Annotated in this window: 18 protein-coding genes and 1 tRNA gene; 17 read left to right on the top strand and 2 right to left on the bottom strand. The window is 62.9% G+C overall.

All coding sequences use genetic code 11. The features are described 5' to 3' along the window. The first annotated feature begins 21 nt into the window (after positions 1–21). The 3 genes from V5B44_RS19350 (at position 22) to V5B44_RS19340 (ending at position 2,018) form a co-directional block, all read left to right on the top strand. Complete coding sequence (locus tag V5B44_RS19350) at positions 22–228, top strand: hypothetical protein (RefSeq protein ID WP_332360722.1); 207 nt, start codon at positions 22–24, stop codon at positions 226–228. A 619-nt stretch (positions 229–847) separates the two neighbouring features. Next, positions 848–1,480, top strand: a complete 633-nt coding sequence (locus V5B44_RS19345; RefSeq protein WP_332360721.1) for an HNH endonuclease — start codon at positions 848–850, stop codon at positions 1,478–1,480. 97 nt (positions 1,481–1,577) lie between these two features. Beyond that, entirely contained in the window at positions 1,578–2,018 is a 441-nt protein-coding gene (locus V5B44_RS19340) for a hypothetical protein (protein ID WP_332360720.1), read from the top strand. Positions 2,019–2,442: 424 nt separating this feature from the next. Here V5B44_RS19340 and V5B44_RS19335 read toward each other — a convergent pair. Then, positions 2,443–2,529 (bottom strand) — tRNA-Leu (locus tag V5B44_RS19335). 127 nt (positions 2,530–2,656) lie between these two features. Between V5B44_RS19335 and queA the strand changes: the two genes are divergently transcribed. After that, positions 2,657–3,688 carry a tRNA preQ1(34) S-adenosylmethionine ribosyltransferase-isomerase QueA gene (gene queA, locus V5B44_RS19330; RefSeq protein ID WP_332360719.1) on the top strand — a complete coding sequence of 344 codons (1,032 nt, stop codon included), beginning with the start codon at positions 2,657–2,659 and terminating at the stop codon, positions 3,686–3,688. A 40-nt stretch (positions 3,689–3,728) separates the two neighbouring features. Beyond that, on the top strand, positions 3,729–7,925 hold the full coding sequence (locus V5B44_RS19325; RefSeq protein WP_332360718.1) for an SNF2-related protein: 4,197 nt from the start codon (positions 3,729–3,731) through the stop codon (positions 7,923–7,925). A 10-nt stretch (positions 7,926–7,935) separates the two neighbouring features. Here V5B44_RS19325 and V5B44_RS19320 read toward each other — a convergent pair whose 3' ends face one another. Next, positions 7,936–8,808, bottom strand: a complete 873-nt coding sequence (locus V5B44_RS19320) for an FAS1-like dehydratase domain-containing protein (protein ID WP_332360717.1) — start codon at positions 8,806–8,808, stop codon at positions 7,936–7,938. A 383-nt stretch (positions 8,809–9,191) separates the two neighbouring features. Between V5B44_RS19320 and V5B44_RS19315 the strand changes: the two genes are divergently transcribed. From V5B44_RS19315 to V5B44_RS19260, 12 genes are all read left to right on the top strand, one after another. After that, a complete protein-coding gene (locus tag V5B44_RS19315; RefSeq protein ID WP_332360784.1) occupies positions 9,192–10,379 on the top strand; it encodes a CaiB/BaiF CoA transferase family protein in 1,188 nt (395 codons plus the stop codon). Positions 10,380–10,401: 22 nt separating this feature from the next. Further along, positions 10,402–11,631 carry a CaiB/BaiF CoA transferase family protein gene (locus tag V5B44_RS19310; protein WP_332360716.1) on the top strand — a complete coding sequence of 410 codons (1,230 nt, stop codon included), beginning with the start codon at positions 10,402–10,404 and terminating at the stop codon, positions 11,629–11,631. 25 nt (positions 11,632–11,656) lie between these two features. Further along, positions 11,657–12,877: a 2-methylfumaryl-CoA isomerase gene (locus tag V5B44_RS19305; RefSeq protein ID WP_332360715.1), complete on the top strand. Its 1,221-nt coding sequence runs from the start codon at positions 11,657–11,659 to the stop codon at positions 12,875–12,877. A 70-nt stretch (positions 12,878–12,947) separates the two neighbouring features. Beyond that, the gene (locus V5B44_RS19300; protein WP_332360714.1) at positions 12,948–13,991 is read left to right on the top strand and encodes an HpcH/HpaI aldolase/citrate lyase family protein; all 1,044 of its coding nucleotides are present in this window, start codon (positions 12,948–12,950) and stop codon (positions 13,989–13,991) included. 33 nt (positions 13,992–14,024) lie between these two features. Next, entirely contained in the window at positions 14,025–15,083 is a 1,059-nt protein-coding gene (locus V5B44_RS19295; protein ID WP_332360713.1) for a MaoC family dehydratase, read from the top strand. A 249-nt stretch (positions 15,084–15,332) separates the two neighbouring features. After that, a complete protein-coding gene (locus V5B44_RS19290; protein ID WP_332360712.1) occupies positions 15,333–15,929 on the top strand; it encodes a 2-oxoacid:acceptor oxidoreductase family protein in 597 nt (198 codons plus the stop codon). Then, positions 15,922–17,175 (top strand): pyruvate ferredoxin oxidoreductase, encoded by a 1,254-nt coding sequence (gene porA / locus V5B44_RS19285; protein ID WP_332360711.1) that lies wholly within the window; start codon positions 15,922–15,924, stop codon positions 17,173–17,175. The genes V5B44_RS19290 and porA overlap by 8 nt, the downstream gene beginning before the upstream one ends. Positions 17,176–17,186: 11 nt before the next feature. Continuing rightward, positions 17,187–18,200 carry a thiamine pyrophosphate-dependent enzyme gene (locus V5B44_RS19280; protein WP_332360710.1) on the top strand — a complete coding sequence of 338 codons (1,014 nt, stop codon included), beginning with the start codon at positions 17,187–17,189 and terminating at the stop codon, positions 18,198–18,200. Beyond that, a complete protein-coding gene (locus V5B44_RS19275; protein WP_332360709.1) occupies positions 18,200–19,822 on the top strand; it encodes an NAD(P)-binding protein in 1,623 nt (540 codons plus the stop codon). The genes V5B44_RS19280 and V5B44_RS19275 overlap by 1 nt, the downstream gene beginning before the upstream one ends. 163 nt (positions 19,823–19,985) lie before the next feature. Beyond that, positions 19,986–22,715, top strand: coding sequence for a pyruvate, phosphate dikinase (gene ppdK, locus V5B44_RS19270; RefSeq protein WP_332360708.1), 2,730 nt, complete (start codon positions 19,986–19,988; stop codon positions 22,713–22,715). Positions 22,716–22,927: 212 nt separating this feature from the next. Continuing rightward, positions 22,928–24,040: a tRNA guanosine(34) transglycosylase Tgt gene (gene tgt / locus V5B44_RS19265; RefSeq protein WP_332360707.1), complete on the top strand. Its 1,113-nt coding sequence runs from the start codon at positions 22,928–22,930 to the stop codon at positions 24,038–24,040. A 716-nt stretch (positions 24,041–24,756) separates the two neighbouring features. Beyond that, positions 24,757–26,199 carry a DUF6986 family protein gene (locus V5B44_RS19260; protein ID WP_332360706.1) on the top strand — a complete coding sequence of 481 codons (1,443 nt, stop codon included), beginning with the start codon at positions 24,757–24,759 and terminating at the stop codon, positions 26,197–26,199. Positions 26,200–26,247 lie beyond the last annotated feature (48 nt).

Below are 26,247 nucleotides of genomic sequence, written 5' to 3'. Positions count from 1 at the left end.
AGCTTCTTGGAGAAAGTGACGATGACTGACGAAATCATGATGGAAGTTCATGCGATCAAGGACGCGATTGGCGTCAAGTATGGCAACAATCTGGATGCACTGTTCAAAGAGATACAGCTTGGCGAAGCCAGACTTAAGGCGGCTGGCGTCCAGGTTTTGGCCCCCCCGGTCAATCCAGCAAATTTGCCTAATACTGCATTGCAACGGACTCGCTTCGCTCGACGCTGAATTTGCACGTTAGCCTTTCAATGCATGAGGTCTAGACATGAACGCCAGTATTACAAAGCGCGAGGCAATGTCGGCAATAAACCGAACGTTCCAACTTGCGTTAGCCAACAGCTCGACACATTTTGTGAATGTGAATGCAAGCAAATCGGTCTGGTGGTTAGACATACCGGTCCAGAAGTTCACCTCTGGCCGCAATGAAACGCTGGATCTCTTGCTGGTAAGTGACGACGCCAAAACCCTTCATCATCTCCAGGTTCCAACCGCGTACGTTCGGGAAAGCCTATCAATGTTTCATGTCCGAGAGGACAAGGGTTGTGTCAGCCTAGAGCTTTCATCGCTCCCCAACCAACTTTTTCAAGACGTGCGCCCAAGAAGCGAGAGACTCCCGTTTGCCAGCTTCCTATTGAACTCATTGCCACTATCACCAAAGCGCGTAGCAACCCATGGGTAATATCACGGTCAAAGCCGTTCCCTTCGGTCGCTCGACCCTGCGCGATATACCGCCGCGCAGCGCCCCTAACCTGCAACGTTATGTTCTATTCGGAGTTGAAGCGTGAGAGGTAATGTCATCTCCTACATTGACATGTGCCAGAAAGAAGGCACGAGCCTCCAGCGGGGCATGAATTTCCGACTGAAAGGGCACCACTCTGTAATCCTTATGTCTGTCCGCCCTAACTCGCCCTATCGCGATGAAGTGCTTGACGATGGAGCCGTGCTTATCTACGAGGGCCACGACGAACCGAGGCGCAAAGGAATATCTGATCCGAAAGCACTCGACCAACCGGAACGGCAACCTGGTGGCACACGCACCGAGAACGGAAAATTTCATCTGGCTGCGCAGCGGTTCAAGGCAGGTGAAAAAGGTCCTGACATTGTTCAGGTTTACGAAAAGATCAAAGCCGGTATTTGGACCGACAACGGATTCTTTCACTTGGTTGATTCTTGGGTCGAGAACGACGGCGTCAGGAATGTTTTCAAGTTCAAACTGGTGGCAGTTGAAAGCGTGTCAGATGAATCAGCAGCGGAAGAAATTCCCAGCCGATTTGTTGAGCGCAGTCGCATTATTCCAACCAGTGTCAAGCTCGAAGTGTGGGCGCGCGATGGTGGTAAGTGCGCAACGTGCGGCGCTTCAGACGAGCTTCACTTCGATCACATTCTTCCCTTCTCTAGAGGCGGCACATCGCTGAAAGCGGAGAACGTGCAATTGCTCTGCGCACGCCACAACCTTAGCAAGAGCGCAAAGATTCAATGAACGCAAAGAACATAACCCGGCAGTACCCACGGCCGCTGAGCGATAAAGCCGCGCAGCGCCAGTTATGTCGAACGTTAGACAGCAACGGAACCTTCCCATGAATCTGGGCTACCGATTTTTCGTAGTGGCTGACGACAACTCGATCATCCAAATCTCGCAACGATCATTCAACGACTTCTATCTGAAACATGAGCCGTCGTTGCAGCGGTTTTCAGGATCCACAATCAACGTCGCGACAGTCATCTACACTTTGGAAAACAGAAAGCCAGAACAGATCGTTCGAATCGACTATATGCGCGTAAAGGTCGATAGCGAAGGCGCACTCGATCAAGCGCAAATTGACGACACTTTTCGTCTGGTAGCGAATCGCGTCGGGAAATTTCTCGGAGAGGGTCCGCCTGGCAGCGATTCGGACAAAGTAGTCAACGCGATCGAGAAATTCGACGAACGGCGCTGGTCTCAACTTCATCCGCAATTGCCCGGCCCTGCGCTCAAGCGGATACTCCAAACGCTTTTTGGCGCCAGGCATGCCGTCTGACCCTGCGGTCAAACGGACGCCAGACTTGCCGGATGACCGCAGCCTCTGCTTTGCGTCGAAGCCATACCGCCAGCGCCACGATTTGCCGCGGACCGGGGTGACGGTCACGAGCAGCCCGCGCTCGTCAGGCATCTTGCCGAGCGTCGCGCCCAGCTTCCCGCCGGGCCCGGCTGTGCCTAGTTCGACGCGAGAGCGAGAGACACAGGGGCCGCCATGGTCTAAACTCGCTGCCTCGCGTCAGAGTCCGGTTCGGGCATCGGCTGGCATAAGCTTACCCGAAAGCAAGTGGACAGGCCCCGGACACTGGCCCTGCTTTACACCGGATGCCACTGCACCATGCCAAACCGCACAGGACAAGAAGCCAACAAAAAACCCGCACCTGGCGGGTTCTTCGGACGGCTATGGACTACTCTGGAGTGCCTGTTGGTGCCGAGAGGGGGAATCGAACCCCCACGATGTTTCCACCGGCGGATTTTGAGTCCGCTGCGTCTACCGATTCCGCCATCTCGGCTTTGGCTCGCTGCTGCCGAGCCGGAAGAGGCGCTGATTATCGCTGATTCTCCGGTAGCGAACAAGCAGACCGGAGCACATTCCGCCGCCAGATCGCCCTCGACACCGCTTCATCAACCCGCTCACGCATGCTCACGCTCGACGATTTTGACTTCGACCTGCCCGGCGAACTGATCGCCCAGCACCCGACCGCTGAGCGCACCGCCAGCCGGCTGCTGCAACTCGCCGACGGAATGCTTGCCGACCACTGCTTCGGCGAGCTTCCGCAATTGCTGCAACCTGGCGATCTGCTGGTATTCAACGATACGCGAGTGATCCGGGCGCGCCTCTTCGGCCACAAGGAGAGCGGTGGCCGGATCGAAGTTCTGATCGAGCGCATCGTTGATCCGCAGCACGCGGTAGCTCAGCTGCGGGCCAGCAAGTCGCCGCAGCCGGGCAGCCGGATCCTGCTTGAAGACAGCATCGAGCTGGTGGTCCGCGGCCGCAGTGGCGAGCAGGACGAGTTCTTCGCACTGGAACTGGTTGGCGAGGGAGACCTGTGGAGCCTGATCGAGCTACACGGCCGGTTGCCACTGCCACCTTACATCCAGCACGCTGCCAGCGCCGCCGATGAAGCGCGTTATCAGACCGTCTTTGCCCGGTGCCCTGGCGCCGTGGCGGCACCCACCGCCGGACTGCATTTCGATGCGGCACTGCTCGCCCGACTCGCTGAATGCGGTATCGAAGTCGCCTGGCTGACGCTGCACGTCGGTGCTGGCACCTTTCAGCCCGTGCGCGTGCACCGGCTCAGCGAGCACCGCATGCACGCCGAGCGCTTCGAGATTCCGCCTGCCACCGTCGCCGCCATTGCCCGCACGCGTGTGCGTGGCGGCAAGGTCATCGCGGTCGGTACGACCAGCCTGCGCGCCCTCGAAGCAGCGGCACAGGGTGGCGAGTTACGTTCCGGGGCTGCCGAAACCGACATCTTCATCACCCCGGGCTACGACTTCCGCGTCGTCGACCGGCTGATCACCAACTTCCACCTGCCGAAATCGACGCTGCTGATGCTTGTCTCGGCGTTCGCCGGCCTCGAGACCGTCCGTGGCGCGTATGATCACGCGATCCGCCAGCGCTACCGTTTTTTCAGCTATGGCGACGCCATGCTGCTGACTCGGCACTGAGCCGCACGCCCTCCCCGTCCGTTCACTCCTCACTCCGTATATGCTCAGGGACCCTCTCGACACCGCCGCGGTCGACTCACTCGACAAGCTCGGCCTGACCCCCGACACGCATAAGGTCGCGCTGGCCTGCGCGCTGCTATGGACCTATCGCTCGCCAACCGAAATCCATCGCCTGCTCGGCCTTTGCGGCCTGAAAACCAGCGCCGGCAAGGCCTTCACCGTCGGCGACGTCAAGCAAGCGGTGCAGGACCTCGCCCGGAGGCAACTGCTGCTCGACGACCCGGCCCGCCCCGCCGCCATCCAGTTGCCCGACGCCTTGCGCGCACCGCTCTACCGGCAGTTGCTGGAAACCAGCCGGGGCAACCAGCTCGTACAACTGATCTGCGAGCTCGACCATTTTGATCCGTCGCGATCAAGGTACTACTGGGGCACCAGCAGCATTCCGACGACAATTGCCTACGTGCGCGCCAAGTTCTTCCTGGGCGCGCCGGCCGCAGAGCTGGCGAACATCAGGAACCAGGTTTCGCAGTACATCGGCTGGGACAGCATTCTCATCAACGGCATCCTGCTCGGTTTCGATGGCCCGAGTTTCGAACGTATCGACGCCGTCGAACGCTGGCAGCTTGCCAGCCAGGCCACCGCCAGCATCTGCCTGCACTGGGCAAAGCACTACCTGCCGGTTGCCGACTGGGCCTTCGCGCAGCTCGCACAGCGCCCCGCCGAGTTATCCGAGAGCCTGCGCATGGCGCTCGCCGACCTCGCCATGGAGCGTGCTGACGCCGGCTTGCTGGCCGCGGCGCTGGCCGGCCTCGACGGTGGCGTGGCCGCCGGCATGCGGGCCGCGATGCTGGTGCTCGACGGCCAATGGGCGGCCGGACAGGCGGCTTTCGAAGCGGCGTTCAAGCAGCGCAAGAGCGAGATCGGCGGCACCAAGCGCTTCCTTGCCGACAGCGTCGCCTGGTTCTACCCGCTGTCACTGCTTGCCCAGGCAACGCCCGGCCACCTCCAGCTGGCGCGCAAGTTCTGCGCCGGCGAGGCCGGTCAGCGCGTGCCAAACCCTTACAGTGGCTGGGGGCGCTGGGTGCATGCGCTCGACGTGCGTCTCGGCAAGGCGCCGGTCGTACGCGGCGCCTTCAAGCCGTCATCTGACGTGCGGCAACGTCCGGGGCTCGACTCGCTGTGGGCGATCCTGCTCGCGGCCTGGCTGGGTAGCGAGATGATTGCCGAGCGGGACGCCCCGAGTCCGGCGAAGCAATGGAGCGACACCATCGCCTTCCTGCGCCAGAAGTTGCTCGCCTGTCAGATGCAGTCGCTGGTGCGTCTGCTCGATGGCGGCGCAGCGGTGCTCGACGGGCGCGATCCGCCAGCTGGCTTTTTCATCGCCGGCGCCGGCGAACAGTGGCGGGAAATCCTCGCCGCGCTGCAATCGCTGGGCGGCGGGCAAACTGGCGATACCGGCGGCGAAGCCACGCGCCTGCTATGGGAAATCGAACTCGGCAAGCAGGGCCGGCTGCTCGACATCAAGCCGCTCGAGCAGAAGCGCACGCAGCGCGGCTGGGGCCGCCCGCGCGCTATCAGCCTGACGAGGATCGCTGGCAGCGAGCAACTCCCCACGTGGGATACCAAGGTCGCCCGTGCCATACGCGCCGAGCGTGGCTACAGCAACCGCTATCGCCTCGATCTGTCAACGGCGATCGTGGCCCTCGTCGGGCACCCGTGCATCGTCCTGGCGAATGCGTCCGAGCAGTTCGTCGACCTCACCGAAAGCGCTCCCGAACTTGAACTGATCCGGCAGGGCGACCACTTCGTGATGCGCATCGAACCACCCCTGCGGCCGACCGTCGACCACGACATCTACTACGTCACCGACGCCGACGAACGCCGTGAAGCCGAAGCACTGCGCCTGATCACGCTCGTTCAGGACGGCCCGCAGCGCCTGCGGCTGGTGCGCTTCTCGGCCGAGCAACAGCAGGCGGCCCACCTCGTTGCCGGTCGCTTTGCCATTCCGGCGCACGCCCCCGGCGCCCAGGAGGAAGTCGAGAAGACCTTGCGCGCGCTCGCCGCCCGCTTCCAGGTGCACGCCGACTCGGCGCAGGCCACCCGGCAAGTGGCCAGCGACTCGCGCCTGCACGCCGAACTCTCGCCGGTGGGTGACCAGCTTTCGCTGCGCCTGGTGGTGACGCCGCTCGGCGCCGACGGACCGCGCCTGCCGGCGGGCAGCGGCCGGACCCGCCTGATGAGCGTGATCGGCAGCGAGACGGTCGGCACCGAGCGCGACCTCGCCGCCGAGCGCCGGCATCTCGAAGCTGTCCTCGACGCCCTGCCCTTCCTCGACAACAGCGAGGGCACCGCCGAATGGCTGGTCGAGGATCCGGAAGAAGCGCTCGGTGTCGTCGAGAAGCTTCCGACGCTGCCCGCGATTGCCGCGGTCGAATGGCCCAAGGGCAAGAGCGTGCGCGTCGTCACCGTCGACACGCGGCAGCTCGGCGTCCGGGTCAGTCGCGAGCGTGACTGGTTCCGCGTCTCCGGGCAGGCAACGCTCGATGAAGGGCTGGTGCTGCAGCTCGCCACCCTGCTCACCGCAGCGCGCGACAAGACGCGCTTCGTGCCGATGGGTGACGGTGTCTATGCCGCGCTGACCCGTTCGCTGAAGCAGAAGCTGAGCGATCTGGCGGCCGTTCTCGAAACCGACAAGGACGGCGGCAAGGCACCGACGATCGCCGCCGCCTGGCTCGACGAGGTGCTCGAAGGCACCGAGCTGAACGCCACGGCCGACTTCCGCCAGGCCATCGACCGCCTGCGCAAGGCGCAATCGATCGAGCCGAAACTGCCCAGCCTGCTCCAGGCCACGCTGCGGCCGTATCAGGAAGATGGTTACCAATGGGCGGTCCGCCTGGCAAGCGCCGGCATGGGCGGCTGCCTGGCCGACGACATGGGCCTCGGCAAGACGCTGCAGGCGCTCGGCGTGCTGCTCGAGCGGGCGGCCGGGGGCGCCGCGCTGGTGATCGCGCCAACCTCGGTCTGCGGCAACTGGCTGGCCGAAACACAGCGCTTCGCACCGACGCTCAACGCCCGCATCTACGGCGAGGCAAGCGACAGCGAGCGCGAGGAACTGGTCACCAGGGCCGGGCCGCAGGACCTGCTGATCGTCTCCTACACGCTGCTGCAACTGGCGCAGGAACGCTTCGCCGGCGTCACCTGGCACACGCTCATCGCCGACGAAGCGCAGGCGATCAAAAACGCCGCCGCCAAGCGCTCGCAGGCGGTCTTTGAACTCAACGCGGATTTCCGCCTGGCACTGACCGGTACGCCGGTGGAAAACCGGCTGGCCGACCTCTGGTCGATCATGCGCTTTGCCAACCCCGGTCTGCTCGGCACCACCCACCGCTTCAACGAACGCTTTGCCGGCCCGATCGAGCGCAACCGCGACCGTGAGGCGCAGCACGTGCTGAAGCGCCTGATCGGCCCCTTTGTCCTGCGCCGCACCAAGTCCGAAGTGCTGCAGGAACTGCCGCCGCGCACCGAGCTGATCCTCACCGTCGCTCCGGAAAGCGCCGAAGCCGCGCACTACGAAGCCCTGCGCCGGGAGGCTGCACGCGAAATCGACGCCACCCTGGAAAGCGCACCCGAGGCGCAGGCGCAGTTCAACATCCTGGCGCAACTGACGCGCCTGCGCCGCGCGGCCTGCGATCCGCGCCTGTGCAGCCCGGAGTTCGGCATCGCCGGTGCCAAGGTGCAGGCCTTCGCCGACCTCGCCGGCGAACTGATCGCCAACGGCCACAAGGCGCTGGTCTTCAGCCAGTTCGTTGACTTCCTGCAAATCCTGCGCGCGCCGCTCGATGAGGCGGGAGTCAGCTACCAGTACCTCGACGGCGCCACCCCGGCGGCCGAACGCAGCCGCCGCGTCGCCGCCTTCCAGGCCGGCGAAGGCGACCTCTTCCTGATCAGCCTGAAGGCCGGCGGCTTCGGTCTCAACCTGACCGCCGCCGATTACGTGGTGATCACCGACCCGTGGTGGAACCCGGCGGCCGAAGACCAGGCCATGGGGCGCGCGCACCGCATCGGCCAGCTACGGCCGGTGACCGTCTATCGGCTGGTCACCAAGGGCACGGTCGAGGAACGCATCGTGGATCTGCACCACGAAAAGCGTTCGCTCGCCGAGAGCATCCTCGCCGAAGGTGAAGCCAGTGCCCTGCCGTCGACCGAGGATCTGGTGGCGCTGATCCGGGGGGAGTGAGATTCAGAGCTCACCCGGCTGGCACGCCGCTGGCGATCGCTGCGCGGGCGCTCATCGCGGTCGTGCCGTCCGGTGCCTGCGCCTGCAGTGAAAACCCGCCCTCCTCCGGCGTACACACCAGCCGGAACGGTGCCAGATCGAAGAGCGGTGCCAGCCCGCGGAAGCTGAACTCGCTCACCGGCTGCGCCACCACCTGCTGCTGCCGCAGCACTTCCATCAGCAGCACGGCGGTCAACGGGCCGTGCACGACCAGACCCGGGTAACCTTCCTCGTCGATTGCGTAGGGACGGTCGTAATGAATCCGATGCGCGTTGAAGGTCAATGCCGAGAAGCGAAACAGCAACTTGGGATCCGGCGTGACGATGCGGGAGCAGGCGCCTGCCGGTAGCGGCGACCAGTCGAGCACGCGCGGGCTGGCCACCGCCGGTCCGGGTTCACGATAGACGATGTCCTGTTCCTCTTCGATGCACAGCCGGCCCTCCTGGTGAAAGCGGCAGAGGACGGAAACAAAGGCGAGTGCGCCGGAACGTCCGGACTTTAGCCTGACATCGCGAATGATCGCCTCACGGATCGCCGGCTGGCCGATCAGGAGCGGACGGTGGAAACGCATGCGTGCGCCGGCAAACATCCGTCGCGGATAGGGGATCGGCGGCATGAAGCCACCGCGCTGGGGGTGCCCGTCGATGCCGAGGAGAGCCTGCGGCGCCCGGGGCAGGAAGTAGAACCAGTGCCACACGGGCGGCAGCGGACTACCCGTCGCGAAATTCGTCGACGTGTCGTCGAACATCGCCGCCGCCGCCAGGGCCGGCGCCAGACACAGCTCATCGTCAGTGACCTCCTGGCGGCCAACCCATGCGGCGTAATCTTCGCTTGCATCAGTCATGAAAACGATCCTTTCGCGGATTTCCGGAAGCAATTCACCGTTACAGCATAGCACGCGGCCAGACCGGCTTCGGCGCACGAGCACGAGGCCGATACCCCGCAAGGCTCAGATCTTTGCGCCAACGGCACTCGATTGCTCGTATACTGTCGCCCTTGCGCCGGCGCCGTGCGTGATTCTGAATCAGAACGCTGGACGGTTTTCCGGCGCTGCCGTCGGGAGGGACGACCATGAAAGAGGGAGCAGGTTCGACCAGGCCCGCCTCGCTGCCGCCTGGACTTGCCACCGGTGCGGCGGAAGCGCCGGCAAGGGGTGCGTCCCCCATCCCGCAATCGCGACCGGACGACCACGACCTGGAGCGGTCGAGCGAAAACGACCAACTGCCGATGAGCGGCCTGCGCGTGATCGACGTTGGCACCTTTCTGGCCGGCCCCTATGCCGCGTCGATCCTCGGCGAGTTCGGTGCCGAAATCCTCAAGGTCGAGCACCCGATCGCCGGTGATCCGATGCGCCGTTTCGGCACCGCGTCGAAACGTCATGATGCGACGCTGGCCTGGCTCAGCGAGGGTCGCAACCGGAAATCGGTGACCCTCGACCTCCGCCAGCAGGAAGGGGTCGATCTGTTCCTCAAACTGGTCGCCAAGTCCGATGTGCTGATCGAGAACTTCCGTCCCGGTACGATGGAGGAATGGGGGCTCGGCTGGGACGCGCTGAGCAAGGCCAACCCCGGCCTGGTAATGCTGCGCGTCTCGGGCTACGGGCAGACCGGACCATATCGCCGGCGCTCGGGCTTCGCGCATATCGCGCATGGTTTCGCCGGGCTCTCCTATCTCGCCGGCTTCCCCGGCGAGACGCCGGTGGTCCCCGGCACCGCGCCGATGGGTGATTACCTGTCCAGTCTCTACGGCGCGATCGGCATCCTGCTGGCATTGCGCCACCGCGAGGCGAGCGGCGAAGGCCAGATCATCGACATCGGCATCTACGAGGCGGTGTTCCGCCAGATGGACGAAATCGCTGCCGCTTACGGGCTCTTCGGCAAAGTCCGTGAACGCGAGGGCGCCGGCAGCTTCGTCGCCGTTCCGCACGGGCATTTCCGCACCGTCGACGACAAGTGGGTGGCCATCGCGTGCACCACCGACAAGATGTTCGAACGCTTCGCCGCGGTGATGGGCAAACCGGAACTGGCTGCTGCCGATTGCTATGGCCACCAGCGGAAGCGCCTGGCGGCACGCGACGAGGTCAACCGCATGGTCATCGAATGGGTAGGCTCGTTGACCCGCAACGAGGTGATGAAGCGCTGCATCGACGGCGAAGTGCCGATTGGCAAGGTCAACAGCATCGCCGACATCTTCGAGGACGAACATTTCCAGGCCCGTGGCAATCTCGCCCGTCTGCAGGAAGAAGGCCTGGGTGAAGTGGTCATTCCGGGCGTTGTGCCGACGCTGTCCGAAACGCCGGGCAGGATTTCGAATCTCGGACCGCCGCTGGGCAATGCGACCTATGAAATCCTGCGCGAGTTGCTCGGCATCTCGGCGCAGGAAATCAAGCGGCTGCGGCAACACAAGATCATCTGAACGGACCATCGCGAGTGCTTCCATGACCACCACTGATCAGGCCGAGACCCGGCTGCCACTTGCCGGCATCCGCGTCATCGATGCCGCGACGGTCATCGCCGCGCCCTACAGCGCCACCATTCTGAGTGAATTTGGCGCCGAGGTATTGAAAGTCGAGAACCCGGTCGGCGGCGACCCGATGCGTTACTTCGGCACCCCGACCAAGCGTAAGGACACCCTGGCCTGGCTCAGCGAAGCACGCAACAAGAAATCGGTGACGATCGACCTGCACCTGCCCGAAGGCGTCGAGGTGTTCAAGCAACTGATCGAGAAGTCGGACGTGCTGTGCGAGAACTTCCGGCCGGGCACCCTTGAAAAGTGGGGACTCGGCTGGGAGGTGCTGCGCAAGATCAATCCCGGCCTGATCATGCTGCGCGTCACCGGCTACGGCCAGACCGGACCCTACCGCGACCGGCCCGGCTTTGCCCGCGTCGCGCACGCCGTCGGTGGTATCGCCTTCCTCGCCGGAATGCCAAGGGGAACGCCGGTGACGCCGGGTTCGACGACCCTCGGCGATTACCTCACCGGCCTTTACGGCTGCATCGGCATCCTGATGGCCCTGCGCCATCGCGAGCGCACCGGCCAGGGGCAGTACATCGACGCCGCGCTTTACGAGTCGGTGTTTCGCTGCACCGACGAACTGGCGCCGGCCTACGGGATGTTCGGACGGATACGCGAGCGGCACGGGCCGACGCACAACGACTTTGCCTGCCCGCATGGTCATTTCCCGACCAAGGACGACGGCAAGTGGGTGGCGATTTCGTGCGTCACCGACAAGCTCTTCGAACGTCTGGCGATTGCCATGGGCCGACCTGAACTGGCGGCGGCGCACGTCTACGGGGATCAGAAGACGCGGCTGGAAAACCGCCATGACGTGAACGAGATCGTCCGCGACTGGTGTGGTTCGCTGCATCGCGAGGAGCTTCTCAATCGCTGCTTTGCCGCAGGCGCGCCGGCCGGCCCCCTGAACAGCATAGCCGACATCTTCGGCGACCGGCAGTTTCACGCCCGGCGCAACCTGGTGGCGATCGACGAGGAGGACATTGGCGAGACGGTCATCGTGCCCGCGGTGCTGCCGCGGCTGTCGGCAACGCCGGGACGAATCAAGCACCTCGGACCGAAGCTCGGGCAGCACACCGACGAAGTGCTCGCGGACCTGCTGGGCATGGATGCCGCCGAAATCGAAGAGTTTCGCCGCAAGCGCGTGATCTGAACGCAGCCGGATTAAGGGGAAGAAAGTGGAAGGAATTCTCAAGGGTCTACGGGTGATCGAGGGCTCGGCCTTTGTCGCTGCGCCGCTGGGTGGGATGACGCTCGCCCAGCTTGGTGCCGAGGTCATCCGCTTCGACCCGATCGGCGGCGGTCTCGACTATGGCCGCTGGCCACTGACTCTCGACGGCAAGCACAGCCTGTTCTGGGCCGGCCTGAACAAGGGCAAACGCTCGATCGCCGTCGATTTCCGGCTGCCGCGCGGACAGGAACTGCTGACCCAGCTGATCTGTGCACCGGGCGAAGGCGCCGGCCTGTTCAGCACCAACTTTCCGGCCAAGGGCTGGCTCGCTTACGAAGCGCTGCAAGCGCAACGTCAGGATCTGATCATGGTCAACCTGACGGGTCGCCGCGACGGCAGCTCGGAGGTCGATTACACGCTGAACCCGCAGATGGGCCTGCCCATGATGACCGGGCCAAACACTTCACCGGAAATGGTGAACCACGTCTTTCCGGCCTGGGACTTCATCAGCGGCCAGATGATCGCGCTCGGTCTGCTCGCCGCCGAAAGGCACCGGCGGCTGACCGGCGAAGGGCAACTCGTTCGCCTGGCGCTGAAGGACGTGGCGCTGGCGATGCTCGGCAATTTCGGCATGATTGCCGAGGCGATGGTCAATGACAGCGACCGACCACGGCAGGGCAACTACCTCTACGGCGCTTTTGGCCGCGACTTCGCAACGCTTGACGGCAAGCGCCTGATGGTCGTCGGCCTGACCGGCATGCAGTGGCGCCGCCTGACCAAGGCCACCGGTCTCCGCGAGCCTGTCGCTGCGCTCGCTGCCCGGCTGGGCCTCGATTTCGAAGACGAGGGCGATCGCTATCGTGCCCGCCAGGAGATCGCCAGGCTGCTCGAACCGTGGTTCCACGCCCGTACGCTGGCCGAAGCCGGGCTGACCCTCGATGCGCACGGCGTCACCTGGGGCCCCTATCGCAGCGTGCGCGAAGAAATTGCCACTGACCCCGATTGCTCGACCGACAATCCGCTATTCACGCTCACTGAACAGCCCGGCATCGGCACCTACCTGATGCCGACGACGCCGCTCGACTTCGGCCGCCTGCCTCGCCTGCCGGCGACACCGGCGCCCAGACTGGGCGAGCACACGGATCAGATTCTCCTCGACATCCTCGGCTTGAGTGAAGCCGAAGTCGGCCGCCTGCACGACGCGCGCGTCGTCGCCGGACCCAAGTGAAACAGCCACGAGCAGAGACTCCGCTGCCGTCCAAGAATTCAACTGCTTTCTTTTGACCAGGGAAATTGCCATGAAGCTACCAGTACACTTCTACAAGCCGCTCGCCATTGGCGCCCCACAACCCCTGCGTGAACTCCCGGTCAGGCCGGAAAGAATGATCCATTTCTTTCCCCCGCACATCGACAAGATCCGCGCCAAGGCGCCCGAAACGGCGCGGCAATGCGACGTGATGTGCGGCAACCTCGAGGATGCCATCCCGATCGAGTCCAAGGACGCGGCGCGCGCCGGCTTCATCGACCTGCTGAGCAATCACGACTTTGGCGATACCGCGATGTGGGTGCGCATCAATGCCTTGAACAGTCCGTGGGTGCTCGACGACCTGGCGCAGATCATCCAGCACGTTGGCAACAAACTCGATGTAATCATGATTCCCAAGGTCGAAGGGCCGTGGGACATTCATTTCGTCGATCAATATGTCGCCCTGCTCGAAGCGAAATACGCCATCCGCAAACCGATTCTGTTGCACGCCCTGCTCGAGACGGCGCAGGGTGTGACCAACGTCGAGGCCATTTGCGGCGCCAGCCCGCGCATGCACGGCCTCAGTCTCGGCCCGGCCGACCTGGCTGCTTCGCGCGGCATGAAGACGACCCGGGTGGGGGGCGGACATCCCGGCTACGGTGTTCTTGCCGATCCGGAAGAAGGCCAGGAGCGGCGCGCGTTCTTTCAGCAGGACCTCTGGCACTACACCGTGGCGCGCATGGTCGATGCGGCCGTGGCGCATGGCCTGCGCTCCTTCTACGGTCCGTTCGGCGACCTCAAGGACGAAGCGGCCTGCGAAGCCCAGTTCCGCAACGCCTTCCTGATGGGTTGCTCGGGCGCCTGGTCGCTGGCACCAAACCAGATCGCCATCGCCAAGCGCGTTTTCAGCCCCGACGTCAAGGAAGTGCTGTTTGCCAAACGCATCCTTGAAGCCATGCCCGATGGCAGCGGCGTGGCGACGATAGACGGCAAGATGCAGGACGATGCGACCTGGAAACAGGCCAAGGTCATCGTCGACCTGGCGCGGCTGGTGGCCAGGCGAGATCCCGAACTGGCGGCAGCCTATGGCCTGTAGACTCTTTATTCAAGCGCGCGGGGAGAAAGTCAAGTGAGCGAAAAGACCAGACTGGGTAATTTCTTTGAGGACTTCCACGTTGGGCAGGCGATTGCCCACGCGACACCGCGAACCATCACCGAGGGCGACGTGGCGCTGTACACCGCGCTGACCGGCACGCGCTTTGCCACCAATTCAGCCGACACCTTCGCCCACAGCCTGGGCTTTCCGCGCGCACCGGTCGATGACCTGCTCGCCTTCAACATGGTCTTTGGCCGCACGGTCCCGGACATCTCGCTGAATGCCGTCGCCAACCTCGGCTACGCGGCCGGCCGCTTTGGCCACCCGGTCTATCCGGGTGATACGCTCAGCGCTGATTCGACGGTGATTGGCCTGAAAGAGAACAGCGATGGCAAGACTGGCATCGTTTTTGTGCGCTCCTGCGGTGTCAATCAGCGTGGGCAGATCGCCCTCGACTATTGCCGCTGGGTCATGGTTCGCAAGCGGGAGCCGGCGTCGCCGGCACCGGAAGCGGTCGTGCCAGACCTGCCCGCAGCGGTGGCGGCAAGCGATCTGATCGTTCCGACGGGAATCAGAATCGAGCAGTACGATCAGGCGCTCTCCGGGAGTCCCGACCTGTGGGACGACTATCAGGTCGGCGAACGCATCGACCACGTGGACGGCATGACCATCGAAGAAAGCGAGCACATGATGGCCACTCGCCTGTACCAGAACACCGCTCGCGTGCACTTCAACCAGCAGGCGGAAAAAGCCGGGCGCTTCGGCCGCCGGATCATCTATGGCGGTCACATCATCAGCCTGGCGCGCTCGCTTTCCTTCAACGGGCTGGCCAACGCTTTCAGCGTCGCGGCGATCAACGGCGGCCGGCACGTCGCCCCGGCCTTTGCCGGCGATACGATCTACGCCTGGTCGGAAGTCATCGACCGGGTCGACCTGCCGGGACGCAATGATCTCGGGGCGCTCCGCCTGCGCACCGTGGCGACCAAGGACCAGCCCTGCGCCGAGTTTCCCTACAAGACCATCGATGGCCGCTATGACCCGAGCGTGCTGCTCGACTTCGACTATACGGTGCTGATACCGAGAAGAGCGTAGGCTTCGACTATCCGAAGGCCACCACTTGCGGTGCGCGCACAGTCGCCGCGCCGCTGCGGGCCTTTCTGCTCCAGCGACTGGCTTTCGGCAGTCGGCATGAGGCCCTCTTCGCTACCACAAAACGTGCTCTGGAGCCACCGCCACCGCAAGAAGTTCCGCCATACGCCGCGGTATCGTTGTTTTCATCGGACTCGAACTCAGCTATGCTGCGCGAACGTCAATAGAACGATGTAAAACAATGGAGGAATTATGTTCCAGGTCCGAATACACGGTCGCGGCGGCCAAGGCGTGGTTACGGCTGCCGAGATGTTGTCGATTGCTGCGTTTGAGGAGGGCCGCCACGCTCAGGCCTTCCCGAGTTTCGGTTCGGAAAGAACCGGTGCCCCTGTCGTCGCCTTCTGCCGCATCGCCGACAAGGAGATCCGGTTGCGCGAACCGATCATGGAACCCGATGCCCTGATCATTCAGGATCCGACCCTGCTCTACCAGGTCGATGTCTTCTCTGGCCTGAAAAAGGACGGCTACATTCTGATCAACACCAGCCGCACCTTCGACGAACTGGGCCTCGGTGATTACGTCCGTGACTGGCCGAAGGAGAGGCTGTGCACGGTTCCCGCCACCGACCTCAGCCGCAAACACGTCGGTCGTCCGATGCCGAACGTGCCCTTGCTGGCGGGCTTTGCCGCCGCGTCCGGCATCATCCGACTGGAGTCGGTCATTCAGGCGATCAACGCCAAGTTCTCCGACAAGGTGGCCAGCAACAATATCGCTGCGGCCAGCGAGGCTTATCAGTTCGTCATCGACGAGATTGCCAGGGCGCGTCAGGAGGAGGTCGCACATGCTTAAACAGACTGAAGGTTCACACGCCGTTGCCGAGGCAGTCGCCCTTTGCCGGCCCGAGGTCATCTGCGCCTACCCGATTTCGCCGCAGACGCACATCGTTGAAGGCCTGGGCGAGATGGTCAAGGCCGGCGAAGTCGCCAACTGCGAGTTCATCAACGTCGAATCCGAATTCGCTGCGATGAGCGTCGCCATCGGTTCTTCGGCCACCGGTGCCCGGACCTACACGGCGACTGCCTCGCAAGGCCTGCTGTTCATGGTTGAAGCGGTGTTCAACGCTTCCGGACTCGGTCTGCCGATCGTCATGACCGTGGCCAACCGAGCCATCGGCGCTCCGATCAATATCTGGAACGACCACTCCGATTCACTCTCGCAACGCGACTGCGGCTGGATACAACTGTTCGCTGAAACCAATCAGGAGGCACTCGATCTGCACATCCAGGCCTTCAAGCTCGCCGAGGAGGTCAGCCTGCCGGTGATGGTCTGCATGGACGGCTTCATCCTGACGCACGCTTATGAGCGGGTGGACGTCCCCACACAGGAACAGGTCGACGCTTTCCTGCCGCCGTACGAACCCCGGCAGATGCTGGACCCGAAGGAGCCGGTTTCGATTGGCGCCATGGTCGGCCCCGAGGCTTTCTCGGAGGTACGTTACCTGGCGCACGCCAAGCAGATGCAGGCGCTCGAACGTATCCCGCAGCTGGCCGAGCAGTTCAAGGCGGTGTTCGGTCGCGAGTCGGGCGGCCTGACCCATTCGTACCTGACCGAGGATGCCGACACGATTGTCGTCGCGATGGGCTCGGTACTGGGAACCATCAAGGACACCGTCGACGAGATGCGCGCGACGGGCGAAAAGATCGGCGTCCTGGGAATCACCTCCTATCGTCCTTTCCCGATCGAGAATGTCCGTGCCGCGTTGCAGAACGCGCAGCGCGTGGTGGTGCTCGAGAAGAGCCTGGCCGTCGGCATCGGCGGCATCCTGTCCACCGACGTGCGGATGGCGATGTCGGGTCTGCAATTGCACGGGCACACCGTCGTTGCCGGACTCGGCGGACGGGCGATCACCCGGAAATCGCTGCGCGCACTGTTTGCCAAGGCCGCTCGCGGCGAGCTCGAGCACCTCACTTTTCTCGATCTCGACTGGAACGTGGTCAACAAGCAGCTCGAACGCGAGCGCACAACGCGCCGTTCGGGTCCGGCAGCCGAGAGCATGCTGCGCGACGTGGGCGTCATTGCCGCCCGTATTGGCTGAGGAAATCATCCATGAGCTTCCAACCCGTCCATTTTTACCAGACCGGCACCTTCACCGTCGGCAACCGCCTGCTTGCCGAAGAAGAACGCAGTGTGCAGTCCGACATGCAACGTACCAATTCGCTCAACTCGGGACACCGCGCCTGTCAGGGCTGTGGTGAGGCACTCGGCGCGCGTTACGCGATCGATGCGGCGATGAATGCCGCCCGTGGCCGCCTGATTGCGGCCAATGCCACCGGTTGCCTTGAGGTCTTTTCCACCCCCTACCCCGAAACTTCCTGGCAGATCCCGTGGATTCACTCGCTCTTCGGCAATACTGCCGCAGTTGCCACCGGCATTGCCGCGGCAATCAAAGTGAAAAGGCAGAAGGGCGAAATGGGTGATGTCCGCGTTGTCGCCCAGGGTGGCGACGGCGGCACCACCGACATCGGCTTCGGCTGCCTGTCCGGAATGTTCGAGCGCAATGACGACGTGCTCTACATTTGCTATGACAACGGCGGCTACATGAACACCGGCGTACAGCGCAGTTCGGCAACGCCGCCAGCAGCCCGCACCGCGACCACCATGCCGGTCGGTCCAGAACCCGGGAACGCGTTTGGACAGGGCAAATTCGTCCCGGCGATCGCCATGGCGCACGAGATTCCCTACGTCGCCACAGCGACCGTTGCCGACTTGCGCGATCTGGAACATAAGGTCACCAAGGCGATGGGCATACGCGGCGCACGCTATATCCACATCCTGGTGCCCTGCCCGCTCGGCTGGGGCGCAGCTTCGCAGGACACCATCCTGCTCGCGCGGCTGGCCAAGGAAACGGGCATCTTCCCGGTTTTTGAAGCGGAAAACGGCGAGGTCACCGACGTCCTGAAAATCCGCCGGCAACAGCCGGTCGAGGCGTACCTCAAATTGCAGAAACGCTACGCCCACCTGTTCGGCAAGAAGCCGGCAGTGGAAACGATCGCCCGCCTGCAGGCGGCGGCCGACAAAAACATTCGCAAGTACGGACTGCTCGACCAGGAGGCGAACTGATGGACAAGCCCTTTGCCATAACCCTAGACCCCGGCTCTTCGCTGGCCAACCACACCGGCTCGTGGCGCACGTCACGGCCGGTGTATCTTGACCGCCTGCCGCCCTGCAACAAGCAATGCCCCGCCGGCGAGGACATTCAGGGCTGGCTGTTCCACGCCGAATCCGGCGATTATGAAAGCGCCTGGCGGCATCTGACGAAAGACAACCCCTTCCCGGCGATCATGGGACGGGTCTGCTACCACACCTGCGAGGGCGCCTGCAATCGAGGCAAGCTTGATGAACCCGTCGGCATCAATTCGGTCGAGCACTTTCTCGGCGACGAAGCGCTCAAACGCGGCTGGAAACTGACACCACCGACCACCGAATCCGGCAAGCATGTCCTGGTCGTCGGTGCCGGCCCGTCGGGCATGTCGGCGGCTTACCACCTGCGCCGGCTTGGCCATCGGGTAACGGTCCATGAGGCTGGCCCGCTGCTGGGCGGCATGATGCGTTTTGGCATTCCCAAGTACCGCTTGCCGCGTGAAGTGCTCGAGGCGGAAATGCAGCGCGTCGTCGACCTCGGCGTCCATGTGGAATTGAACAGCAAGGTCGAGAACATCCTCGACACCATGCAGGCCGGCAAGTTCGACGCCGCCTTCCTGGCCGTCGGTGCGCACATCGGCAAGCGGGCGATGATCCCGGCCGGCGACGCGGCAAAAATCATCGATGCCATTTCACTGCTGCGCAGCATGGAGGGTGAAGACAAACCCCTGCTCGGCCGTCGCGTCGTCGTTTATGGCGGCGGCAATACCGCCATCGATGTGGCACGTACTGCCAAGCGGATGGGCGCCGAGCCGCTGATCGTCTATCGCCGCACACGCGAGAAGATGCCGGCGCATGACTTCGAAGTCGAGGAGGCCCTGCAGGAAGGCATCATGGTCAAGTGGCTGTCGACCATCAAGCAGGCCCACGAGTCGTCTCTGACGATTGAAAAGATGGCTCTCGACAGCAAGGGCTTTCCGCAGCCGACGGGTGAATTCGAGACCATCGAGGCCGACTCGCTGGTGCTGGCACTCGGCCAGGATGTCGACCTCGGGCTGCTCGAAGGCGTCCCCGGGCTGCAGGTCAGCGATGGCGTGGTACAGGTCGGGGCCAACATGATGACCGGCCATCCGGGAATTTTTGCCGGTGGCGACATGGTCCCGGCCGAACGCAACGTGACCGTCGGCATTGGTCACGGCAAACAGGCCGCGCGACATATCGATGCGTGGTTGCGTGGCGAGGAGCACGTACCACCGCCACAACGCGAGGTCGCCGTTTTTGAAAACCTCAACACCTGGTACTACGCCGATGCACCGAAGACCGTGCGCCCGATGCTCGACATCATTCGTCGTCAGTCAACTTTCGATGAAGTCCAGGGCGGACTCGATGAGAGTAACGCCCTGTTCGAAGCCCGGCGCTGCCTCTCGTGCGGCAACTGCTTCGAGTGCGACAACTGCTATGGTGTCTGCCCGGACAATGCGGTGATCAAGCTCGGCCCAGGCAAACGCTTCGAGTTCAACTACGACTATTGCAAGGGTTGCGGCATGTGTGTCGCCGAATGTCCTTGCGGCGCGATCAAGATGGAGGCCGAAGAGATCTGAGCGCTCGGCAAGACCAAGTCTGCCGCTCCTGACCTGTTGTACCGGCAGGAGCAAGAAACACCGTGGCCCGGTGTGGATGTCCGGACCACCAACTCTGGGGGCACTTCGAACGTGTCGTTTGAAGTGTCCTTTCCTTGTTCCCTCACCTGCGAGGTATGTGTGTATGTCAACTGAAACCAAGAACGTCTACGTATTCGGTGCTGCTCGAACTGACGGCGATGCCAAAATGAAGAATCTGTTGGGCGGCAAGGGTGCCAACCTGGCCGAAATGTGCCGCCTGGGAATCGCGGTGCCATCCGGCTTCACGATCAGCACCGAGGCCTGTACCGTCTACAGCGAGCAGGGCAAGGAAGCGGTGTTCAAGCTGATCGAAGCCAACGTCCGCGAGGGAGTGGCATTCGTCGAGCAGGAAATGGGCAAGAAGTTCGGCGACTCCTCGGATCCGCTGCTGCTATCCGTCCGCTCGGGCTCGCGCGCATCGATGCCGGGCATGATGGACACCATCCTCAACCTCGGGCTCAATGACGAGGCGGTTGCCGGGCTGGCTCGCAAGGCCAACAACGAGCGTTTCGCCTGGGACTCGTACCGCCGCTTCGTCCAGATGTACGGTGACGTCGTCATGGGCCTCAAGCCAGTATCGAAGGAAGATCATGACCCCTTCGAAGTGGTCATCGACATGGTGAAGGAGAAGAAGGGGGTCCAACTCGATACCGATCTCGAAACCGAGGACCTGAAAGAGCTTGTCCTGCGTTTCAAGGGCCTGATTCGCGCCCGGGTTGGCCGCGAGTTCCCGACCGATCCATGGGAGCAGCTCTGGGGTGCCGTGATGGCGGTCTTCCAAAGCTGGAACAACGACCGCGCCAAGGTTTATCGCGAGTTGAACGACATCCCGGATTCCTGGGGAACGGCGGTCAACGTGCAGGCCATGGTCTTCGGTAATCTTGGCGAGAACAGCGGCACCGGCGTCGCCTTCACCCGTGATGCAAGTACCGGCGAGGACTTGTTCAACGGCGAATTCCTGATCAACGCCCAGGGTGAAGACGTCGTCGCCGGCATTCGCACACCGCAACAGGTCACCCTCGAGGGTTCGCGCCGCTGGGCACAGCTGGCCCTGGTGAGCGAAGCCGATCGCCGCAGCAAGTTCCCGTCGCTGGAAGAGCTGATGCCCGAGATCTACCAGCAACTTCTGCAGGCTGAAACCAAGCTGGAAAAGCATTACGCCGACATGCAGGACGTCGAGTTCACGATCCAGGAAGGCCGCCTGTGGATGCTTCAGACGCGCAACGGCAAACGCACCGGTTCGGCGATGGTGCGTATCGCAATGGAAATGCTGCGCCAGGGCATCATCGACGAGAAGGAAGCCTTGCGCCGGGTCAACCCGGAGCGCCTCAACGAGCTCCTGCACCCGGTTTTCGACCCGGCCGCGATCAAGAAGGCACGTTCGATCGCGCATGGCCTGCCGGCTTCACCGGGTGCTGCGACCGGGCAGATCGTCTTCTTTGCCGACGAAGCCGAAGAATGGGTCAGAAAAGGCAAGACGGTGATCCTGGTGCGCCAGGAAACCTCGCCAGAGGACCTGCGCGGCATGAGCGTCGCCAACGGAATTCTCACTGCCCGCGGCGGCATGACCTCGCACGCAGCCGTAGTCGCGCGCGGCATGGGCAAGTGCTGCGTCTCCGGTGCCGGCGCGGTGCATGTCGATTACCACGCGCGCACGATGTCAGTCGGTAGCGAAACCTACAAGGAAGGAGAATGGCTTTCGCTCGACGGATCGACCGGCGAAGTCTACCTGGGCCAGGTACCGACCAAGGAAGCCGAGCTCACTGGCGACTTCGGGTCGCTGATGGACCTCGCCGACCGCTACAAGCGACTGGGCGTGCGCGCCAATGCCGACACTCCCGACGATGCCAAGGCGGCGCGTAACTTCGGCGCCAAGGGTATCGGCCTCTGCCGTACCGAACACATGTTCTTCGAGGGCGACCGCATCAAGGCGGTGCGTGAAATGATCCTCGCCGAGGATGAAACCGGTCGTCGTCGGGCACTGGCCAAGCTGCTGCCGATGCAGCGCGGTGACTTCGAGGGCTTGTTCCGCGAGATGAGCGGCCTGGCAGTCACCATCCGCCTGCTTGACCCGCCGCTGCACGAGTTCGTTCCCCATGACGAAGACAACCAGCGAATCATGGCGCATGAGATGAATGTACCGCTGGGGGTGATCAAGATGCGGGTCGACGATCTGCACGAGTTCAACCCGATGATGGGCCATCGCGGCTGCCGCCTCGGCATCACCTACCCCGAAATCACCGAGATGCAGACCCGCGCCATCCTCGAGGCGGGCCTGAACATGAAGGCCAAGGGTTATGACGTCAAGGCTGAAATCATGATCCCGCTGGTCGGAACCGTCCGTGAATTCAACGCCCAGGCGAAAATCATCCGCCAGACGGCAGCGGCAGTTTTTGCGGAACGTGGTGAGAAGCTCGACTTCCTGCTTGGCACCATGATCGAAACGCCGCGCGCGGCTCTGATCGCCGACAGTATCGGCCAGCAAGCCGAGTTCTTCTCGTTTGGCACCAACGACCTGACGCAGATGACCATGGGTTTCTCCCGCGACGACTCCGGCAAGTTCCTGCCGAGCTATCTGAAGGACGGCATGTACGAGCGTGACCCCTTCCAGTCGATCGACCAGAAGGGCGTCGGACTGCTGGTCAAGATGGCCGTCGAGAAAGGCCGGGCAGCGCGCCCGGGCATCAAGTTGGGCGTCTGTGGTGAGCACGGTGGCGACCCGGCTTCGGTCGAGTTCTTCCATCGTGTTGGCCTTGACTATGTGAGTTGCTCGCCGTTCCGGGTGCCCATTGCCCGACTGGCGGCAGCGCAAGCGGCGATCGACAACGCTTAGTAAGACACTGTAGGAACCGGCACCCCTGGTTCGCCAGGGGTGCTCGTCGCTCATCCGGCAAACGCCTGCCGACGAGGCGACGCGCTCTTGTCGCCAGTCAAGTGGTCTGACCAGCGGCCGCTTTGAACCTGTCGCTGTGGCCGGTCCGGCATGCTCGGCATGCCTCGCGCCGACGCGCCCACGGTCTTGCCCTGCCCGCCCTCCTACGACCCATGAACTTTGAACTTCTCGCCAGCGATGGCGCGGCCCGTCGAGGCCGAATCACCCTTGCCCACGGCTCTATAGAGACCCCCGCTTTCATGCCGGTCGGCACCTATGGAACGGTCAAGGCGATGACACCGCGTGACCTGATCGAAACCGGCGCGCAGATCTGCCTGGGTAACACCTTCCACCTGTGGCTGCGACCAGGTTTGGAGGTCATCGCTGCGCACGACGGGCTGCACCGCTTCATGTGCTGGAATGGGCCGATACTGACCGATTCGGGTGGATTTCAGGTGTTTTCTCTCGGTGCCCTGCGCAAGATCAGCGAGGAGGGAGTCAGGTTCCAGTCGCCGATCAACGGCGACCGCCTTTTCCTGACGCCTGAGGAGTCGATGCGCATCCAGCGCGTGCTCAACTCCGACATCGCCATGATCCTTGACGAGTGTACGCCCTACCCGGCCACCCAGGTTGAAGCGGCCGCGTCGATGCGCCTGTCGCTGCGCTGGGCTGAGCGCTCGCGCCGGCAGCACGACCAGCTGGACAATCACAACGCCTTGTTCGGGATCGTCCAGGGCGGCATGTACGAAGACCTGCGTGACGAGTCGCTGGCCGGGCTCGAAGAGATCGGCTTTGACGGCTTCGCGATCGGCGGCTTGTCGGTCGGCGAGCCAAAGATCGACATGGCGCGCATCCTCGCGCATACCGCACCGCGCCTGCCACAGCCGAAGCCACGTTATCTGATGGGCGTTGGCACACCAGAGGATCTGGTAGCTGCCGTCGAGCTCGGTATGGACATGTTCGACTGCGTGCTGCCGACGCGAAATGCGCGCAACGGTCATCTGTTTACTCGCCACGGCGACGTGCGCATCAGGAACGCGAAGCACAAGCAGGACCCGCGACCGCTTGACGAGACCTGCTCGTGCTACACCTGCCGGAACTTTTCGCGCGCCTATCTGCACCACCTCAACCGCGTCGGCGAGATTCTCGGCGCTCATCTCGGTACCCTTCACAACCTCCATTACTATCAGGCGCTGATGCAGGAGCTCCGGGAGGCCATTGCTCGCGGCTCCCTGCCGGAAATGGTGGCGAGTTTCCACCGGGAGAGGAGCAGTCGAGAGCAGTAGTGGAAGGCCCGCTTCGGCCACGAAGGGCGGCCAATGACTGGCCCGCAGGGCCATGGCGATAGAGCCAACCCGCGAACTTCTCAGCAATCGTCAGGATAGACCGAGCGGTTCTGACGCCGAGATTGACAGCGCTAGATAGGGACTCCTATACTCTACTCGGTGCCGTTGGATTTCGTATGCTTCGGCATCAAGCCGGGGCCAATAAGCCGCTGTCCGCACCCGACGCACGGGATGCGGATCAAGAGCCAAAACATTAATCGCGACGACCCTGGCCGACTGACAGAGACGGCTAATACACTCTTCGTCTAGATTTCTCGTTTTGGGTATGAACACCCCCTTTTGCCGTCCTTCTCCACGCAGCAGGCGCAAGCTGCCCTCTCCGGGCGGATTGCGGCTGGCACCGGGACGGAATGGTGTCGATGAAGAAGGCTTCGGGCAAGTACGTCTTGCTCACTTGCCACCGGCAGGTTCCGGGGGAATCGTCTTTCGCCCGCCCCTTCGCTTCAAGCGCACCTCGCCTTTTGCCCGCCTTTACTCTCGTTTGCCACGACCGGTCTTCTCTTTCAGCCAAGCCCCGTCGAATCCCAGGCAACACCGTTCGTATTACCTCAATACCAGTTGCGATTGTCGACGGTCTCCCTCCCCCCCGTTCCTGGGAAGGATCGTCAAACCAGTGGATGTCTGTGAAGTGTTAGCCAACATTACGGAGGCAATATATGAAGCTCACGCTGACCCATGATGAAGTGAATGCCTATTGCAGTGAATTGCACGATTCGAATGCGGATTTCAAGTCTCACTATCCGGCTGATTCCTTTGAAAGGCAGCCGGTACACACGGTCTATGGCGGCGCTAATCTCTTCAAGGCGGGGTTTGCCGCCAAGTTGGGTGAGGTTGCGCTCAAGACGCTCGATACCTATGCACCCAATTACCACGTATTTGCCCGTGTGCTGGGTCTGCCGGGCGCCGATGCGCTGCCGACGAACCCCATCTATATCGAGAGTCTGACGCGTGCCCTGGAAGCGAATCCCGACTACGTGCGCGAGATCAAGCCGGCCGCCTGGCTGGCGTTCACGGTCTACAACCGGGTACTGAAGAAGCTGCAAACCGAGCCCATCGAAGACAATCGCATCGACTTCGAGGATGGCTACGGCAATCGCCCGGACGACGAGGAAGACGGACATGCCGTCGCCGCTGCCGATGAGGTGGCCAAAGGGATGAGCGAAAATGTGCTCTCACCGTTTATCGGTATCCGGGTTAAGACGTTTTCGGACGAGTGCAAGGTTCGCTCGATTCGTACCCTGGATATTTTCCTGACCCGGTTGGCCGAGAAAACCGGCGGCAAACTGCCACAAAACTTCATCGTCACGCTCCCCAAGGTCACGACGCCGACACAGGTTTCCACCTGTGCGAAGGTATTGGAGAATCTGGAAGCCAGGCTTGGCTTTCCAAAGGATTCACTCAGAATGGAAATCATGATCGAAACCACCCAGTCGATCATCAACCACAAGGGCGAAAACACGGTCCCCCTGCTGGTGGCGGCGGGCGGTCACCGCTGCCGTTCAGCGATTTTCGGCACTTACGATTACACGGCGTCGTGCAACATCACGGCCGCACACCAGAGTCACACCCATCCGGCCTGCGATTTTGCCCGCCATGTGCTGCAGGTCAGCCTGGCAGGAACCGGTATCACGATCAGCGACGGGGCCACCACCAGCATGCCGATCGGACCGCACAAGGCGGCCAGGGACGCGGTGCTCTCTCCCCAGCAGATGGATGAGAATCGCGCGGTGGTGCATGGCGCCTGGAAGCTGCACTACGACAACATCATGCACTCGATGCGGCACGCCTACTATCAGGGGTGGGATCTGAATCCGGGGCAGTTACCGGTGCGCTATGCGGCGGTCGACACCTTCTTCCTCAGCGGCCTGCAGGATGCCTCGGCACGGCTGAACGCATTCCTCAACAAGGCCGCCCAGGCAACGCTGGTGGGCAATACCTTCGACGACGCGGCAACGGGTCAGGGACTGCTGAACTTCTTCCTGCGGGGAATGGCCTGCGGCGCAATCACCGAACAGGAGGTTCTGGCGACAGGGATCACCCTGGACGAATTGCGTTCCCGTTCGTTTGTTCGCATCGTCAATAATCGGACCAAGAAGTAATCGGACCAGGAAACGATACCGGCCGACCGGCTGGAAAGAAAGGGATGA

It is taken from the genome of Candidatus Accumulibacter necessarius (assembly GCF_036625085.1).
This window is presented reverse-complemented; position numbering and strand designations above follow the sequence as displayed.

Bases quoted from the DNA above. Each gene is read 5' to 3' on its own strand.
- tgt (WP_332360707.1), top strand. From the start codon at position 22,928: ATGAACTTTGAACTTCTCGCCAGCGATGGCGCGGCCCGTCGAGGCCGA.
- V5B44_RS19310 (WP_332360716.1), top strand. From the start codon at position 10,402: ATGACCACCACTGATCAGGCCGAGACCCGGCTGCCACTTGCCGGCATC.
- V5B44_RS19275 (WP_332360709.1), top strand. From the start codon at position 18,200: ATGGACAAGCCCTTTGCCATAACCCTAGACCCCGGCTCTTCGCTGGCC.
- porA (WP_332360711.1), top strand. From the start codon at position 15,922: ATGCTTAAACAGACTGAAGGTTCACACGCCGTTGCCGAGGCAGTCGCC.
- V5B44_RS19350 (WP_332360722.1), top strand. From the start codon at position 22: ATGACTGACGAAATCATGATGGAAGTTCATGCGATCAAGGACGCGATT.
- V5B44_RS19320 (WP_332360717.1), bottom strand. From the start codon at position 8,808: ATGACTGATGCAAGCGAAGATTACGCCGCATGGGTTGGCCGCCAGGAG.
- ppdK (WP_332360708.1), top strand. From the start codon at position 19,986: ATGTCAACTGAAACCAAGAACGTCTACGTATTCGGTGCTGCTCGAACT.
- V5B44_RS19290 (WP_332360712.1), top strand. From the start codon at position 15,333: ATGTTCCAGGTCCGAATACACGGTCGCGGCGGCCAAGGCGTGGTTACG.
- V5B44_RS19345 (WP_332360721.1), top strand. From the start codon at position 848: ATGAATTTCCGACTGAAAGGGCACCACTCTGTAATCCTTATGTCTGTC.
- V5B44_RS19325 (WP_332360718.1), top strand. From the start codon at position 3,729: ATGCTCAGGGACCCTCTCGACACCGCCGCGGTCGACTCACTCGACAAG.
- V5B44_RS19315 (WP_332360784.1), top strand. From the start codon at position 9,192: ATGAGCGGCCTGCGCGTGATCGACGTTGGCACCTTTCTGGCCGGCCCC.
- V5B44_RS19300 (WP_332360714.1), top strand. From the start codon at position 12,948: ATGAAGCTACCAGTACACTTCTACAAGCCGCTCGCCATTGGCGCCCCA.
- V5B44_RS19260 (WP_332360706.1), top strand. From the start codon at position 24,757: ATGAAGCTCACGCTGACCCATGATGAAGTGAATGCCTATTGCAGTGAA.
- V5B44_RS19280 (WP_332360710.1), top strand. From the start codon at position 17,187: ATGAGCTTCCAACCCGTCCATTTTTACCAGACCGGCACCTTCACCGTC.
- V5B44_RS19340 (WP_332360720.1), top strand. From the start codon at position 1,578: ATGAATCTGGGCTACCGATTTTTCGTAGTGGCTGACGACAACTCGATC.
- queA (WP_332360719.1), top strand. From the start codon at position 2,657: ATGCTCACGCTCGACGATTTTGACTTCGACCTGCCCGGCGAACTGATC.